General features: G+C 72.4%; 13 protein-coding genes. 8 read left to right on the top strand and 5 right to left on the bottom strand.

Translation table 11 applies throughout. The features are described from left to right. On the top strand, nucleotides 1–237 hold a 237-nt coding region (locus KDL01_RS29950), incomplete at its 5' end, for a hypothetical protein (RefSeq protein ID WP_212532008.1). A gap of 57 nt (nucleotides 238–294) precedes the next feature. On the opposite strand, the gene KDL01_RS29945 is transcribed toward KDL01_RS29950, so the two are convergent. Next, nucleotides 295–1269 carry an LLM class F420-dependent oxidoreductase gene (locus KDL01_RS29945; protein ID WP_212532007.1) on the bottom strand — a complete coding sequence of 325 codons (975 nt, stop codon included), beginning with the start codon at nucleotides 1267–1269 and terminating at the stop codon, nucleotides 295–297. 181 nt (nucleotides 1270–1450) lie between these two features. On the opposite strand from KDL01_RS29945, the gene KDL01_RS29940 reads away from it, so the two are divergent. Continuing rightward, entirely contained in the window at nucleotides 1451–3046 is a 1596-nt protein-coding gene (locus tag KDL01_RS29940) for an MBL fold metallo-hydrolase (RefSeq protein ID WP_212532006.1), read from the top strand. 54 nt (nucleotides 3047–3100) lie between these two features. Then, on the top strand, nucleotides 3101–5287 hold the full coding sequence (locus tag KDL01_RS29935) for a DUF5919 domain-containing protein (protein ID WP_212532005.1): 2187 nt from the start codon (nucleotides 3101–3103) through the stop codon (nucleotides 5285–5287). A gap of 31 nt (nucleotides 5288–5318) precedes the next feature. On the opposite strand, the gene KDL01_RS29930 is transcribed toward KDL01_RS29935, so the two are convergent. Beyond that, nucleotides 5319–6215 carry a sigma-70 family RNA polymerase sigma factor gene (locus tag KDL01_RS29930; protein WP_212532004.1) on the bottom strand — a complete coding sequence of 299 codons (897 nt, stop codon included), beginning with the start codon at nucleotides 6213–6215 and terminating at the stop codon, nucleotides 5319–5321. A 103-nt stretch (nucleotides 6216–6318) separates the two neighbouring features. On the opposite strand from KDL01_RS29930, the gene KDL01_RS29925 reads away from it, so the two are divergent. After that, entirely contained in the window at nucleotides 6319–7137 is an 819-nt protein-coding gene (locus KDL01_RS29925; protein WP_212532003.1) for an SDR family oxidoreductase, read from the top strand. A 147-nt stretch (nucleotides 7138–7284) separates the two neighbouring features. Here the strand turns inward: KDL01_RS29925 and KDL01_RS29920 are convergent, their stop codons facing one another. Next, nucleotides 7285–8307, bottom strand: coding sequence for an alpha-ketoacid dehydrogenase subunit beta (locus tag KDL01_RS29920; protein ID WP_212532002.1), 1023 nt, complete (start codon nucleotides 8305–8307; stop codon nucleotides 7285–7287). Then, nucleotides 8304–9464: a pyruvate dehydrogenase (acetyl-transferring) E1 component subunit alpha gene (pdhA, locus tag KDL01_RS29915; protein ID WP_212532001.1), complete on the bottom strand. Its 1161-nt coding sequence runs from the start codon at nucleotides 9462–9464 to the stop codon at nucleotides 8304–8306. Before pdhA ends, KDL01_RS29920 begins: the two co-directional genes overlap by 4 nt. A 417-nt stretch (nucleotides 9465–9881) precedes the next feature. On the opposite strand from pdhA, the gene KDL01_RS29910 reads away from it, so the two are divergent. Beyond that, nucleotides 9882–11984 (top strand): LCP family protein, encoded by a 2103-nt coding sequence (locus tag KDL01_RS29910; RefSeq protein WP_212532000.1) that lies wholly within the window; start codon nucleotides 9882–9884, stop codon nucleotides 11982–11984. A 75-nt stretch (nucleotides 11985–12059) separates the two neighbouring features. On the opposite strand, the gene KDL01_RS29905 is transcribed toward KDL01_RS29910, so the two are convergent. After that, nucleotides 12060–12653 carry a TetR/AcrR family transcriptional regulator gene (locus tag KDL01_RS29905; protein WP_212531999.1) on the bottom strand — a complete coding sequence of 198 codons (594 nt, stop codon included), beginning with the start codon at nucleotides 12651–12653 and terminating at the stop codon, nucleotides 12060–12062. 93 nt (nucleotides 12654–12746) lie between these two features. Here KDL01_RS29905 and paaN point away from each other — a divergent pair, with 93 nt between their 5' ends. The 3 genes from paaN to KDL01_RS29890 all read left to right on the top strand — a co-directional run bounded on the left by paaN (nucleotide 12747) and on the right by KDL01_RS29890 (nucleotide 15680). Continuing rightward, the gene (gene paaN / locus KDL01_RS29900; protein ID WP_212531998.1) at nucleotides 12747–14420 is read left to right on the top strand and encodes a phenylacetic acid degradation protein PaaN; all 1674 of its coding nucleotides are present in this window, start codon (nucleotides 12747–12749) and stop codon (nucleotides 14418–14420) included. A gap of 88 nt (nucleotides 14421–14508) precedes the next feature. Continuing rightward, nucleotides 14509–15099 carry a DUF2087 domain-containing protein gene (locus tag KDL01_RS29895; RefSeq protein ID WP_212531997.1) on the top strand — a complete coding sequence of 197 codons (591 nt, stop codon included), beginning with the start codon at nucleotides 14509–14511 and terminating at the stop codon, nucleotides 15097–15099. Nucleotides 15100–15197: 98 nt separating this feature from the next. Beyond that, complete coding sequence (locus KDL01_RS29890; protein WP_212531996.1) at nucleotides 15198–15680, top strand: DUF2231 domain-containing protein; 483 nt, start codon at nucleotides 15198–15200, stop codon at nucleotides 15678–15680. Nucleotides 15681–15739: the final 59 nt, after the last annotated feature.

The following is a 15739-nucleotide window of genomic DNA, read 5'->3' as shown; positions in this document are numbered from 1 at the left end:
CCCCGCGGGCGCGGCGGCCGGGCCGGGCGGGTCGGGGCCGGCGTGGAGTCGCCGCACGATCCCTATCCGCCGCAGCCGTACTCCACCAAGGAGCCGCGCACGCACAAGCCGTATTCGAGGCCGTACAAGGTTCCCCGGCAGGAGCAGCACGGGAGCACCAACGGGCACCGGCCGCCCGACTCGACCGCCACCGGGATCCCCACCACGCCCTACACGCCGCCGGACGACGAGGGCTGAGCGAAGCACGAGGGCTGAGACAAGTGCACTGAGTACGCCGGATCGGACGGCTGGGAATCAGGCCGCGGGGGGCGCCAGGGCCTCGAGCGTCTCCGGACGGTCCGGCACCAGGATCACGTCGTCCACGCCGACCGCCCGGAACTCCCGCAGCACCGCCCGCACCGCCGCGACGTCGCCGACCGCGCAGACCGAGCCGAGCAGCTCGGCCGGGGCGGCGGCCACCACCGAGCGCACGTGCGCGCCGGAGCGGGCCAGGCGCACCACCTCGCCGAAGCCGGCCTCGCTGAACATCCCGCTGAACCCGGCCGAACGCAGGTACGGGACCACGTCGCGCACCATCGCGCGTATGCCCTCGGGGTCGGGTTCGATCGCGACCGGCAGCCACAGGGCTATCCGGGGCGGGGTGGAGCGTCCGGCGCGTTCGGCCGCCGCCTGGACCCGGGCGCGCAGCCGGGAGACGTGCTCGACCGTGCCGATGGGCAGGATCAGCCGGTCCGCCCGGGCGGCGGCGACCTCGGTCAGTTCCGGGCCGAAGGCCAGCACCGAGAGCTGGGCCATGGAGGGCGCGAGCATGGATTCGTAGCCGTGCGTGCGCACCAGTGCGCCGGAGAAGGCCACCTTCTCCCCCGCCAGCAGCCCGCGCAGCGCCTGCGCCGACTCGGCCACCACGGTCACCCCGTCGGCGCGGGAGCGGCCGTGCCACTCCTCCACCACGGTCGAGGTGGACGCGGCCAGCGCCACGCCGACGTCACGGCCGGTGAGTTGCGCCACGCTGGCCACGCCGCGGGCGGTGGTCACCGGGTCGCGCACGGCCGCGGGCAGCGGGCCGAGGCTGAGCCGGGCCGGGCCCGGGCCCAGCGACGCGCCGAGGGCGAAGGCGTCGTGGCCGGTGGCCTCGCCGATCATGATCTCGGCGTAACCGAGCCGGTCCGCCTCCCTGGCCAGCGCCGCAGCGGCCGCCGGATCGCCGTCGGCGCGTGCGCCCACCAGCACGCCCAGGGCTCCCGCCTCGTCCGCACGCTCTGTCTGCATCGGCGCCGTGCCGTCCTCCCCAGGCCGTGAACCACGCCTGCATCTTCGTCGGTATGGCCGAAACCGTACCGGCTCGCACGCTCGGGACGAAAGGAGCGGCGGCTTCCGCGATAAGTTGGGAGGGTGCGCGCGGCCCGCCGCGCGCCGCCGGGCGTCCCCGCAACAGCACGAGGAGCGAGAAGTGCGTATCACGTCGATCGGCCACGCCGGCCTGTTCATCGAGTCGGCCGCCGGGTCCCTCGTGTGCGACCCCTGGTTCACCCCGGCCTACTTCGGCTCGTGGGTGCCCTTCCCGGACAACTCCGTGCTCGACCCCGGGCCGATCGGCGCGGCCGACTATCTGTACGTCTCCCACCTGCACCGGGACCACTTCGACCCGGACTGGCTGGCGCGGTACATGAACAAGGACGCCACCGTCCTGCTGCCCGACTACTCCGTGCCGGACCTGCGCGAGGCGCTCGAGGACCTGGGCTTCCACCGCTTCGTGCAGACCCGCAACAACGTGCCGGTCGAGCTCGACGGCCTGCGGGTGCTGGTGAACGCGCTGGTCTCGCCGACCGACGGGCCGCTGGGGGACTCCGGCCTCGCGGTGGACGACGGGCAGGTGCGCATCTACAACCAGAACGACTCGCGGCCGGTGGAGGCGGGGCCGATCGAGGAGTTCGGGCCGCTGCACGGGCACTTCCTGCAGTACTCCGGGGCCATCTGGTACCCGATGGTCTACGACTTCCCGGAGCGGATGAAGCACACCGTCGGCACCCGCAAGCGCCGCAACGGCATGGCCCGGGCGCTGAAGTACATCGAGCAGTACCAGGCCGCGCACGTCTTCCCGTTCGCCGGGCCGCCGTGCTTCCTGGACGACGAGCTATGGGCGTTCAACGACTTCGACCGGGACGAGGCGAACGTCTTCCCGGACCAGTTCGTCTTCCTCGACTACCTGCGCGAGCAGGGCTTCGAGAAGGCGCACCTGTTCCTGACCGGCACCACGGTGGAGCTGACCGGGGACGGCGAGGCCAAGCTGGAGCAGATCCCGGAGGCCGAGGTGGTCCGCATCCGCGACGACCGGCGCGGGTACCTGACCGACTACAAGAAGAAGGTGCAGCCGACCATCGACGCGATCCTGGGCGCGCTGCCGCAGGACCGCTCCGACCTGGTCGGGCAGCTGCAGGAGTGGGTGCAGCCGCTGCTGGAGACCGCGGACTACACCTGCGCCGGGCTCAACGGCCGGATCCTGCTCGAGGTCGCGGCGGTGGACGGCGGGCCGGACGAGCAGATCGTGTTCGACTTCCTGGAGCGCAAGGTCAAGCCGTACGCCGACGAGGAGGTGCGTTACTCCTTCCGGGCGAAGCGTCCGCTGATCGAGCACCTGGTGCGCGAGCGGGTGCCGGACTGGGTCAACGAGCTGTTCCTCTCCTGCCGCTTCGAGGCCTCGCGCAAGGGCCCGTTCAACGAGTACGTGTACTCCTTCTTCAAGTCGCTCTCGGTCGAGCACATGACCTTCGTCGAGGGCTACTACGCCGAGGCGACCGGGGTGGAGGACTACGCGCTGGCCGACGGGCACGTGGTGCAGCGCCACTGCCCGCACCTGAAGGCGGACCTGACCCGCTTCGGCTCGGTCCGGGACGGCGTGCTGACCTGCGCCTTGCACGGCTGGGAATTCGACCTCGATAATGGCACCTGCCTGACCAGCGAGGACCGGCGGCTGGTGACCAGGCCCGCGTCGCCCGACGGGGCGGACGAGCAGTACCCGCGCATCCCCGCCGACCCGGCGGTCTGAGCAGGGCTTCCGCACAGGGCGGCGGGCGCGGGAGGCACTCGGAGAGGAAGCCGCTTGGCCACCTTCGGCTGGATGATCCGCCTCGCCCGCTGGTACACCCGCAAACCGAAACTGGTCGGATTCAGCGCGCTCGCCGTGCTGATCGTCGGCCTCGCGGTGGCCAGCGTGGTCACCGGATTCACCCACGGCTTCTGGCCCAACCTGCTGCTGAACGCGGCCGGGGACATGCTCGGCGGCATGGTCATCCTGCTGATGATCGAGCCGATCGTGTCCCGGGCCGCGGTGCAGATCCGGCAGCACCCGCATCTGGACTTCCGGCTGTTCGCGCAGCGCATCCCGCTGGCCGACCGGGAGATCCTGGTGCTCGACACCTACAGCGGCCTGTTCGACGCGGTGAACGGACCGCGTGCGGCGGCGTATCTGCGTGACGCGGCTCGGCGCGGGGTGAAGATCAAGATCCTGCTGATGAGCCCGGCCACCGACGCCTCCCGCCTGCGCGAGGCGCAGCTGGCCACGGCCAATCCCGGGCTGCAGATCGACGCGCTGCTGCACGACAACATCGCGCTGCTGTCCCGGCTGGAGAACGAGCTGCGGGCCGGGGACGAGAGCGCGGACGGGGAGTCCGACTACTCCGCCGGGCCGGCGCGCGGGTCCGGCGAGACGGCGGAGACCGGGCAGTACGTCGTCGTCCCGGGATACGCACAGGCTGTGGACGAGGACTCGCTGGGCGAACAGCTGCCGCTGCTCTCGGCGCCGGCCGTGCCGAGCGCGGCCACCGCGCTCGGGGCCGACGCGACGAACGCGGCGAACCCGCCGATCCCGGTGCAGCGCACCGAGGTCCCGGCCGTCGCCGCGACGGTCGCCACGCCCGTCGCCGCGGGCAACTTCGAGCTGCGGCTCTACGCCGCGGCCGCGCCCTTCACCCTCTACGCGCGGGACGAGACGCTGCTGTTCGCGCTGCTCCCGGCGTATCAGCAGGCGCATGACGCGCCGCAGCTGGAGATCAGCCGGGGCTCGCAGACCGGATCGCAGATCACCGAGACCTTCAACGAGCTGTGGCGGGAGGCGCGGCCGGTCAGCCGGCTGGCCCCGATCCGGCTGTCCGACGACGCCGACGCGCGGCCGATGCTGGTGCGCAACGTCATCGTGAATGCGAACTCGTACTATGTCTCGAACCGGATCGACGCCGCCCTCGAGGCGCGGCCGGACCAGCACTTCTGGCCGGGCCTGAGCGGCGGCGAGGAGTCCGAGGCCGAGGTCGTCCCGCCCGGTTCGGCGCTCGGTGACCAGTTGGAGTTCGCCTACCGGCGCAAGTACGGCCGGGTCCTGCCGCCGGCCGGGCCGCGGTTCGTGCTGATGCGCCCGGCCCGGCACGGGGCCGTGCCGAAGGACCGTACGGTGGAGTTCGACCGGCTGCCGCTCGGTCAGATCCTGGGCTGGCTGGCCGAGGCCCGGCGCAGTGTGCGGATCCTGGACACCAGCTCGATCCTGATAGGGCAGGACGGGGACGAGGCCGAGGCGCAGGCCTTCGTGGCCGCCGCGCTCGCCGCCCTGGGCAACGGCGCGACCGTACGGATCCTGCTGCTCGCCCCGACCACCTCGGCCGCGCTGGAGCGGGCGCAGGAGATCCGCGACCCGCGGTTCAACCTGAAGGTGGAGCGCAACATCGAGCGGCTGCGCTTCCTCGGCGCCCAGCTGCCCGGGCACGGGATCGAGCCGGAGCGGCTGCAAGTGCGGCTGTACGACCAGCTGCCGGTGATCAGCGTGCACCAGATCGACGACCGGGTGATGGCCGGATTCCTGCCCTACCGCAGGCGTTCCTCGCTCACCTCGCAGTACGAGTCGCAGCGGCACTCGGACCTCGGCGAGTTCGCGGTGGACCAGTTCCAGCGGCTGTGGGACCGGGCCAGGCCGCTGTCCGGGCTGCGCTACCTGACCGTGTGGACCTCGCCCACCCTGCCCGGAACCAGGCTGCTGATCCGGGCCTGGCGGGTGCGCCGGGTCTGGTACGTGGCCTCGGAGCGGGTGGAGGACCTGATGGCGCAGGCGCAGCGGACCGGCGCGGCCGGATCCGGCCAGCAGGTGCGCGCGGCGATCGAAGAGGTCGTGCAGAGCGTGTTCCGGCTCTCCGACCCGGTGGACGAGGCGACGCACCGCGAGGTCTGGGACGAGTTCGCCCGCATCTATTCGTCCTCGGACCCGGGCGTGCCGGTCAGGGCCCTGCTGGCCGACGTGATCTGACGGCGGGCCGGCCGCAGACCGCCGAAGGAACTCAGCCCTCGAGCAGCGCGACGTCCAGCGTGCGCAGCCGGGCCGGGTCGGCGATCACGTCGATCTCGCGGATGCCGCCCGCGCCGACGGTGAAGCGCATCACCACGGCGAGTCGGCCGAACGGTGCCATCACCAGCGCCGGGGCGCCCTCGACCAGCGCGAGCACGGTCACGGCCGCCCGGTCGACCGCGCCCATGGCGCTGCGGGCCACGGTGAGTGCGCCGTGCAGCGTGAGCGGCTTGGGCGTGGGCACCACCCGTTCGTCGGCGTACAGCACGACGTCGGGGTCAAGCAGGGTGAGCAGCGCTTCGAAGTCCCCGGCACGGGTGGCGGACAGGTACGCCTCGACCGCCCGGCGGGCCCGGGCCGGGTCGGCGGTGGGCGCCGGAACGCCGCGTACCCGGCGCCGGGCCCGGCTGGCCAGCTGGCGCACGGCCGCGGTCGAGCGCTCCATCATCGGCGCCATGTCGTCGAAGGGCACCTCGAACAGGTCGTGCAGCACGAAGGCGACGCGCTCGGCGGGGCTGAGCGCGTCGAGGACGACGAGCAGCGCGAGGCCGACCTCCTCGGCCAGTTCGGCCTCGTGCTCGGGGTCCGGCGCCAGCCGGGAGGCGTCGGACCCCGCGTCCACCGGCACCTCGGCCGCGTCGCTCTGCTCGAGCGGCTCCTCACGGCGGGTGTGGCGGGTGCGCAGCAGGTTCAGGCACAGCCGGGTGACGACGGTGGTCAGCCAGGCCTCGAGGCTCTCGATCGGCTCGTGCGTGGCCGCGAGCCGCAGCCAGGCCTCCTGCACCGCGTCTTCGGCCTCGGCCCCGGAGCCCAGCATCCGGTAGGCCAGGGCCCGCAGCCTGGGCCTTTGCGCCTCGAACCGGTCCGTGAGGGCCGCGCTCTGCTCCACCCCGAGAACTCCTCTGCCGCCCGTGTCACATATCCGGCCGCAGCCGGGTCAAGAGGGTAGGACCCCACGGTAGCGGGTCCCCATCCACGAAGGAGTCGCGACGATGTCCGACAAGATCCTGGTCACCGGCGGTACGGGCACACTGGGCCGGCACCTGGTACCCCTGCTGCGGCAGGCGGACCGCGAGGTGCGCGTGCTCACCCGGCACTCCCGGCCGACCGCAGACGGCGTGCAGTACGTCGCCTGTGACCTGCTGACCCACGACGACGCCGGGCTGGACGCGGCGCTGGACGGGGTGACGACGGTGGTGCACCTGGCCGGCGGGCCCAAGGGCGACGACGTGGCCACCAGGCACCTCGTGCGCGCCGCGGTCCGGGCACAGGTGAGCCACCTGGTGTTCGTCTCCGTGATCGCGGCCGACCTCGTGCCGATCGGCTACTTCCAGCGCAAACTGGCCTCCGAGCAGATCGTGGCCGCCTCCGGCGTCCCCTACACGCTCCTGCGCGCGGCCCAGTTCCACGACCTGGCACTGTTCACGGCGCGGAAGATGGCGAAGCTGCCGGTGCTGCTGGCACCCGGCGGCGTGCGCTGGCAGCCGGTGGACTCCGGCGAGGTCGCGGCCCGGCTGGCCGAACTCGCCCTCGACGAACCGGCCGGCCGGGTGTCCGACCTGGCCGGGCCGCGGGTCTACCGGCTCGACGAACTGGTCGAGGGGTATCTGCGGGCCGTCGGCAAGCGCCGGCCGAGGCTGCCGGTGCACGTGCCGGGCAAGGCGGGCCGGGTCTACCGGTCCGGCGAGAACCTCAGCCTGATCGGGACGAGCGTGGGCCGGCGCACCTGGGAGGAGTTCCTGGCCGCGCAGGTCGGGGCGGCGGCGCCCGAGCCCGTGGTGCAGGCCGGCCCGCGCGCGGCCGGACTGTGAGCGGTGTGACCGTCCTGAGCGGCGTGGCCGTGCCGAGCAGCGGGCGGACCGGCCGGGTGGTGCGCGGCGAGGGAGCCGTGCGGCGCGGGGGTTTCCGGTCCCCCGCGCCGCACGACTCTCCCCCGCCGTACGCCGACGGCTCCCGGCTCAGGCCGCCAGTGCCCGGTCCACCGCGTCGAGCACGCGGTCGGCGTCCGGCAGGTACCAGTGCTCGTATTTCGGCGGCGGGTAGGGGATGTCGAGCCCGGTGACCCGGGCGACCGGCGCCTCGAGCTGGTAGAAGCACTTCTCCGCGATCCGCGCGGCCAGTTCGGCGCCGAAGCCGGCGAACCCGGCGGCCTCGTGCACCACGATCGCCCGGCGGGTGTGTCCGACGCTGCGCACGATCGCCTCCTCGTCCAGCGGGACCAGGCTGCGCAGGTCGAGCACCTCGAGCTCGACGCCCTCGCGCGCGGCCTGCTCCGCCGCGGCCAGGCACACCGGCACGCTCTGGCCGTAACACACCAGGGTCGCGTCCCGGCCCTCGCGGCGCACTGCGGCGGTGCCGATCGGGCCGGTGCTCACCGGCAGCTCGAGGGCGGCCTTGGACCAGTACAGCCGCTTGGGCTCGAAGAAGATCACCGGGTCGGGCGAGTCGATCGCCTGGCGCAGCATGCTGTAGGCGTCGGCGACGGTCGCCGGGGTGAGCACGTGCAGGCCGGGGGTGTGCGCGAAGTACGTCTCGGAGCTGTCGCTGTGGTGCTCCACGCCGCCGATGCCGCCGCCGTAGGGGATGCGCACGACCACGGGCGCGCCGACCGCGCCGCGGGTGCGGTTGCGCATCTTGGCCAGGTGGCTCACCACCTGCTCGAGCGCGGGGTAGGCGAAGGCGTCGAACTGCATCTCGACCACCGGCCGGTAGCCGTAGACGGCCATGCCGATCGCGGTGCCCAGTATCGAGGCCTCGGCCAGCGGCGTGTCGAAACAGCGGTTCTCGCCGAAACGCGCGGTCAGGCCGTCGGTGACGCGGAAGACGCCGCCGAGCGCGCCGACGTCCTCGCCGAACACGACCACGCGTTCGTCCGCGGCCATCGCGTCGGCCAGCGCGGTGTTGACGGCCTTGGCCAGGGTGACGGTCGCGGGCTTCGCCGGGGCGTTCGCGGCGGGCAGTTCGGCGGTGGTGGCGGTCATCGGCTCTGCTCCGTTCCGGTGCCCGGCGCGTCCGTGGCGTCGCCCAGCTCTGCGCGCACCAGCTCGCGCTGCTCGAGCAGCCGGGGGGTCGGGGTGGCGTAGACGTGCTCGAACATCTCGTCCGGGTGGTAGCCGGGCTCCTCGGCGAACTGCTCGCGCATCCGGGCGGTGTAGGCGGCGCACTCCTCCTCGATCTCGCCCTCGACGGCGGCGTCGAGCGTGCCCAGGGCGGTGAGGTAGGTGGCCAGCCGCTCGATCGGGTCGCGCCGGCGCCACTGGTCGACCTCGTCGGACCGGCGATAGCGCGCGGCGTCGTCGGCGTTGGTATGGGCCTGCATCCGGTAGGTGACGGCCTCGACCAGGGTCGGGCCGCCGCCCTCGCGGGCCCGGCGCACGGCCGCGTCCAGCACGGTGCCGAGCGCGATCAGGTCGTTGCCGTCCACCCGCACGCCCGGCATGCCGTAGCCGACCGCCTTGTCCGCCAGGGCCGCGGCGTGGGTCTGCTTGTCCAGCGGGACGGAGATGGCGTACTGGTTGTTCTGGACCAGGAAGACCACCGGCGCCTGGTACACCGCCGCGCTGTTGAGCGCCTCGTGGAAGTCGCCCTCGCTGGTGGAGCCGTCGCCGAACAGGCACAGCGCGACGACCGGGTCCCCGGCCAGCTTCGCCGCGAGGCCCAGGCCCACCGCGTGCGGCCCCTGTGTGGCCAGCGGCGTGCACTGGGGCATGGTGCGCCAGGCCTTGGGGTCGTAGCCGCAGTGCCAGGTGCCGCGCAGCAGGGTCAGCGCGTCCACCGCCGGGATGCCGCGCAGCACCAGCGCGGCTGAGTCGCGGTAGGTGGGCAGCAGCCAGTCCTCCACCCGCAGCGCCTGCACCGCGGCGACCTCGCACGCCTCCTGGCCGCGGCAGGACGGATAGACCGCGAGCCGGCCCTGCATCACCAGATTGGTCGCCTCGGTGTCGAAGGCGCGGGCGAAGCGCAGGGCGCGGTAGCCGCGCAGCAGGGTGGCCGGGTCCAGGATCTCCGCGGACGGGCGCAGGCCGCCCTCCACGGGCGCGCCGTGTTCGTCCAGGTAGCGCAGGGGCTGACTGTCCCAGGACGGTCCCGCGGTGACGGAGGCCGATCTCGGCGAGGCGGTCAGGTCCAGCAGCGTCATGGGGTCTCCATCTGCTGTTCCGGCAGGTCGGCGGTCGGCCATACCTACCGAACCTTCGGTCGGTTGCGTACCCCCAGTCTGGACGCCGGTCGGGCCGGTTGTCCATAGAGTGGACACCCGGCCGGGGCCCCTAGGTCCGGAGCCGGCGGCGACCGCCTCCGACCGGACACAGCCCGCGGGCCCGCGGGCCACCCCTGCGCACGCCTCCATCGGCACACCTTTCGCCCGAATCGACCTGATATCGCAGCATTCGTTCCTCATTATCCTGACAATTCGCCGCGAATCGCGGCACCCGATCCCCTGGATGTAGCGGGATCGGGACATCTCGGTGGCTCGCTTCGCAACCGGATCGGTGACAATACGGTCTGGGATAACCAGATAGTCATTGGAAATTCGGTGGAGAGGGTTCGGTGGGCCATGGGTGACGGGCAAAGCTGGTACCCGGGTTCAGACGAGCCGCGCTACGACCAATACGGGCAGCCGCTGCCCCCGCAGCAGCGTCGGCCGCAGCAGCCGCAGCCCTCGCAGCAGCAGCCGCAACGGCCGCAGTATCCGCAGGGCTACCGCCAGCCGGGGCAGGGCCAGGGTCAAGGCCAGCCGCAGCCCGGACGCGGCCCGGCGCGCGGCCCCGGCGGCCCCGGCGGCCCGCGCTACGACGCCCCCGCCGATCCGTACGACCCGTACGCCCCGCCCCGCCGCTCACCGCAGCCGCCGCAGCAGCGTCCGGCGCGCCATGACGGCCCGTCAGACCCGTACGCCCCGCCGCCGCGCCGCCAGTCCGCGGACGTGTGGCAGGCTCCGGACTCCCAGGCCGAGCCCGAGGACGAGATACCCGCCACCCGCCGACGTCGGTCCGGCGGCACCGGCCCCGGCCGGCAGACCGAGGCGCCGAGCGGCCCCGGCCGGGTCAACCCGGACCTCGACCTCGACGAACTCGACCCGGAGGGCAAGGCCCAGCGCGCCTGGGAACGCGAGAAGGCGCGGATGAACCGCCCGGCCTCGCGCACCCGGCAGGCCACCAAGTGGGGCGCCATCGGCGTGAGCCTGGTGCTCGTGGCCGGCATCGGCTTCGGCGGCTACATCTACGAGACCACCATCGGCAGCATCAAGAGCACGCCGCTGCTGCCCAAGGGCATGACCCAGGCCGCGCTCCCGCCGGACAAGTACGGCAACACGGCGCTCAACATCCTGCTGATCGGCTCGGACACCCGGGACACGGCCGGGGACTGCTCGCTCGGCGGCGACTGCGGCGCGGGCGCCAACGCCGACTCGGAGATGATCCTGCACGTCTCGCCCGAGCGGACGAACGCCACGATCCTGTCCATCCCCCGCGACACCTACGCCACCTTGCCCGACTGCACCGAGGACAAGTCCGGCAACGCCTCGCTGACCGGCGCGACCAGCAACTACCAGATCAACTCCGCGCTGCAGAACGGCCCGGAGTGCCAGGTCGCCGCGGTGCACGCGCTGACCGGGATCACCTTCACCGGCTACATCATGTTCGACTTCAGCGGCATCGTGACCATGTCCAACGCCCTCGGCGGCGTACCGGTCTGCGTCACGCACGCGGTCGACGACAAGGACTCCGGCCTGAAGCTGCCCGCGGGCACCAGCGTCATCAAGGGCGACCAGGCGCTGGAGTTCCTGCGCACCCGGCACTCCTTCTTCGACGGCTCCGACCTCGGCCGCGAGATGGCCACGCACTACTTCCTCTCGCAGCTGATCGCGACCATGCGCAAGAGCATGAACTTCACCGACCTGAGCACCCTGCTCTCGATCTCCCAGGCCGCCGCCAAGTCGACCACGATCAGCGACACGCTGGCCGGCCTGAGCAACCTGGAGGGCCTGATCGAGGGCCTGAACAAGGTGCCGAGCAAGAACATCACGATGCTGACGATGCCGTGGGAGCTCGACCCGAACAACTCGGCCAAGGTCATCCCGGAGTCCTCGGCCGCGACCGTCTTCAAGGACATCCAGGACGACACCTCGTTCACCAACACCACGGCCAAGTCCTCCACCACGACCGCGACGGCGAGCACCGCGCCTACCACGAACACCTCGTCCGTGGTCAAGTCCCAGGTGCCGGTGCACGTCTACAACGCGGACGGGGTGGCCGGCCGGGCCGGCACGATCGTCCAGGCGCTGGACTCGGCCGGATTCACCCAGGCCTCGTCCCAGGGCGACGCCCAGTCGGTGACCTCCAGCCTGGTCTACTACAACAGCTCGAGCGAGCAGGCCGGGGCCGCGGCCGTGGCCGCCGCGCTCGGCCTGCCGTCCTCGCAGGTGCAGCAGAACTCGAACTTCGCCGGCGTCAACGTGTTCGTCGGCTCGGACTTCGAGTCCGGCACCAAGTACAAGCCGCTGATCACCGTCACGGCCACCGAGCCGCAGGCCGACACCAGCGGCGCCGCCAGCGCTCCGTCCTCCTCGGGCGAGTCCTTCGCCACCGACTCGAGCACCGAGTGCGTCCCGTGGTTCTCCGGCTCCGGCACCGGCACGCTCTCCCTCGTGCACGAGTGAGGACGCCGCGGCCGCCGAGGCCGCGAGTGAGGTAGAGCCCGAACCGAATCCGGCGCGCCGCGGCCGCGGTCCTGCTCAGGACCGCGGCCGCAGCCCGTCCAGCACGAGCGAGCCGAGGGCGTCGGCCACGGTCTCCCCGGTGACCGGGCCGTCCGGCCGGTACCACTCGGCCACCGAGTTGACCAGGCCGAACACCAGCCGGGCGGTCAGCCGCGGATCCAGGTCCGGGCGCAGATCGCCGTCGGCCACGGCGGCCGCGGCCAGGTCGGCCACCCGGTGGTCGAACTCGCGGCGGCGCTCGAGCGCGTCCCGCTCGGCTCCGGTGTTGCCGCGCACGCGCAGCAGCAGGGTCACGTAGGGCAGGTTGCGTACCAGCTCGAGGCAGGTGCGGCGGACCACGTAGGCGAACCGGTCCACCGCGGGGCCCTCGAGCGCGCCGGGCTCGTCCAGCGCGGCGAACAGCCCGTCCAGCGCGCGCGTGACGGCGAGCCTGAGCAGTTCCTCCTTGCCCGACACGTGGTGGTAGATGGAGGACTTGGTGATCCCGGCGGCCTTGGCCAGCTCCTCCATCGAGGTGCCGTCGTAGCCGCGGACGTTGAACACGTCCACCGCCACCGCCAGCAGCGACTCCGGGGTGTGCCGGTCCGCGCGCTTGGCCACTGCGGGCATGCTTGTCCTCCTGGTCGCCGAGTCCCCCTTCGATCCTACCGAACGGTCGGTTAGTCTGACCGTGAACCCTCAGCCGTCCTCAGGAGCGCGCAGATGAACGCCACCGTCGCCGACCTCATCGCCAAGCACCGCCCGACCCTCGACGCCGCGCTGGGCGCGATCAGGTCCCGCACGTACTACACCCACTTCCCGGACAGCCCCAAGGCCTACCCCGCGGAGGCGAAGGACGCCGCGCTCTCCACCTTCGAGGGCCGCCGCGGCCGGAGCTGGACCTGGGGGCAGACCGGCGCCGACGGGACCGTGGTGGGCAAGGAGCGCTCGCCCTACGGCTTCGACCTCGAGATCTCCTACGACCACATGGACCTCGACGTGCTGCTGCCGGCGATGAGCGCGGCCATGCCGGCCTGGCGCGACGCCGGGGCCGAGGCGCGCGCCGCCGTGTGCATCGAGATCCTGAGCCGTCTCAATACCCGTACGTACGACATGGCCTTCGCCGCGATGCACACCACCGGCCAGGCGTTCATGATGGCCTTTCAGGCGGCCGGGGCCAACGCCCAGGACCGCGGACTCGAGGCGGTCGCGTACGGCTACTCGGCGCTGACCGCGCACCCGGACCGGGCGGTGTGGGAGAAGCCGGGCAAGGGCGAGCCGGTGCGTCTGGCCAAGAAGTGGGTGGCCGCGCCGCGCGGCATCGCGCTGGTGGTGGGCTGCAACACCTTCCCGACCTGGAACGGCTACCCGGGCCTGTTCGCGTCCCTGGTGACCGGGAACGCGGTCGTGGTCAAGCCGCACCCGCACGCCGTGGCCCCGCTCGCCCTGACCGTCGCCACCGCCCGCGAGGTGCTGGTCGAGGCGGGCTTCGACCCCGACCTGGTCGCCCTCGCCCCGGAGGCCGAGGGCGAAGGCCTGGCCAAGACCCTGGCGCTGCGCCCCGAGGTGCGGATCGTGGACTTCACCGGGTCCAACGAGTTCGGGGACTGGCTCGAGCAGAACGTGCGTCAGGCGCAGGTCTACACCGAGAAGGCCGGGATCAACACGATCATCGTGGACTCCTTCCGGCCCGAGGAGTACCAGGCCGCGCTCGGACACCTGGCCTTCTCGCTCTCGCTCTACACCGCGCAGATGTGCACCTCGCCGCAGAACATCCTGATCCCGCGCGACGGGGTCGGCGTGGGCACCGAGGTCAAGTCGCCGGAGGAGTTCGGCGCGGACCTCGCCGGAGCGATCGACGCGCTGCTTGGCGAGGACGGGCGGGCCACCGCGATCCTCGGCGCCGTGGTCAACCCGTTCATCCTGGAGCGGCTCGAGCGCGCCGCCGGCGTCGGCAAGACCGTGCTCGCCTCGCGCGCGGTGATCCACCCCGAGTTCCCGGACGCGACCGTACGCACCCCGCTGATCGCCGCCGTGGACGCCGCGGACAGCGAGGTCTACACCCGCGAGTGGTTCGGCCCGATCTCCTTCCTGATCAGCACCGACTCGACGCGGGAGTCGATCGAGCTGTACCGCGACACGGTCAAGGCGCACGGCGCGCTCACCGCGGCCGTCTACTCCACCTCGGACGAGGTGGTGGACGCGGCCGAGGAGGCGACCTGGGAGGCCGGCGCCAACCTCTCGATCAACCTGACCGGCCCGGTCTACGTCAACCAGTCCGCCGCCTTCTCCGACTACCACGGCACCGGCGCCAACCCGGCGGCCAACGCCACCTATGCCGACCTCGCCTTCGTGGCCGGACGCTTCCGCTTCATCCAGTCGCGCCGGCCCGCGTAGCGCGGCCCGCGGGCGGAGGGTCGGTGGGCGCGGGACGGCGGGAAAATCCCCGGCGCCCGCGCCCACCGGTCGATTAGGCTCCGCGCTCATGAACCTGCACAGCGAACAGCGCCCGGCCCCGGACCCGCGCCAGCTCGTCGCCATACTCGCCGACACCGCCAAGCTGCGCGTGTTCGCGGCCCTGACCCTGGCCGAGCCGAAGAGCGCGACCAGCGCGGACCTGGCCGCGACCACCGGCCTGACGGCGCGTGAGGTGCTCAAGGCGCTGGCCGGCCTGGAGACGGCGGGTCTGGTGGCCGGGCCGGAGCAGTGGCGCGCGACCCCGGCGACGTTCCGGGCCAGCCTCGAGGAGTTCAACCGCAAGCGCGAGGAGCGGTTGCGCGAGACCTTCCACACCACCGAGCCGGAGAAGGTCGCCGTCCTGCTCGCCGTCTTCGACGACGAGGGCCGGCTGACCCGGCTGCCGGAGATGAAGAACCGCGAGCGGCTGATGATCGTACTCGAGGAGCTCGCGCAGTACTTCGAGCCCGGCGTGCGCTACGCCGAGGCCGAGGTGAACCTGACCCTGACCCGCTTTCACGCGGACTACGCCGCGCTGCGCCGCTACCTGGTGGACAGTACCCTGCTCACCCGGGCCGAGGGCTACTACTGGCGATCGGGCGGCGCCGTCCAGGTGTGAGGCCGGGGGGACCGCGGGTGAGTGAACCCGGAAGCGGCGGCGTACGTTGTTGACGCTTGAATGGTGAGATTACCGTCAGACGTCAGCCAGAGGACTCCATGCCGTATTCCGTGTTCGGACTGCCGACCCACATCCTGCTCATCCACCTCGCGGTGGTGGGCATCCCCGTAGCCTGCCTCGCGGTGCTGGCCATCGCGGTCCGGCCGAAGTGGAGACAGAAGTACGGCCTGCTCACCGCGATCCTGGCGGTGGTGATGATCCCGGTGACCTACGCGACCCAGCTGGCCGGCGAGCAGCTGTACAACCACAACTTCAGCTTCCCCAACAGCCCGGCGGCCCAGCACAAGGCGCTGGGCTCGACCCTGGTGTGGTTCGTGGCCGCCGTCGCGGTGATGGCCGTGGCCCTGGTCGCGGCCGAGCGGATGGGCTACGCCGACCACCACGCGGCCATGGTCGTGGTGGCCGCGCTGGCCATCGGAGCCAGCGCGATCTGCCTGGTGCGCGTGGTGCAGGTGGGCGACTCCGGCGCGCGGGCCGCCTGGGGGCAGACCGTCAAGTCCACCGCGGCGGCCCAGCAGTAGCGGTAGCGGCCTCACGTGCCGACCCGTCGCGGGGCGGGTCGGTTCGGGGCTGTCTCTTA

It is taken from the genome of Actinospica durhamensis (assembly GCF_018139695.1).
Taxonomy (GTDB): domain Bacteria; phylum Actinomycetota; class Actinomycetes; order Streptomycetales; family Catenulisporaceae; genus Actinospica; species Actinospica durhamensis.
This window is presented reverse-complemented; position numbering and strand designations above follow the sequence as displayed.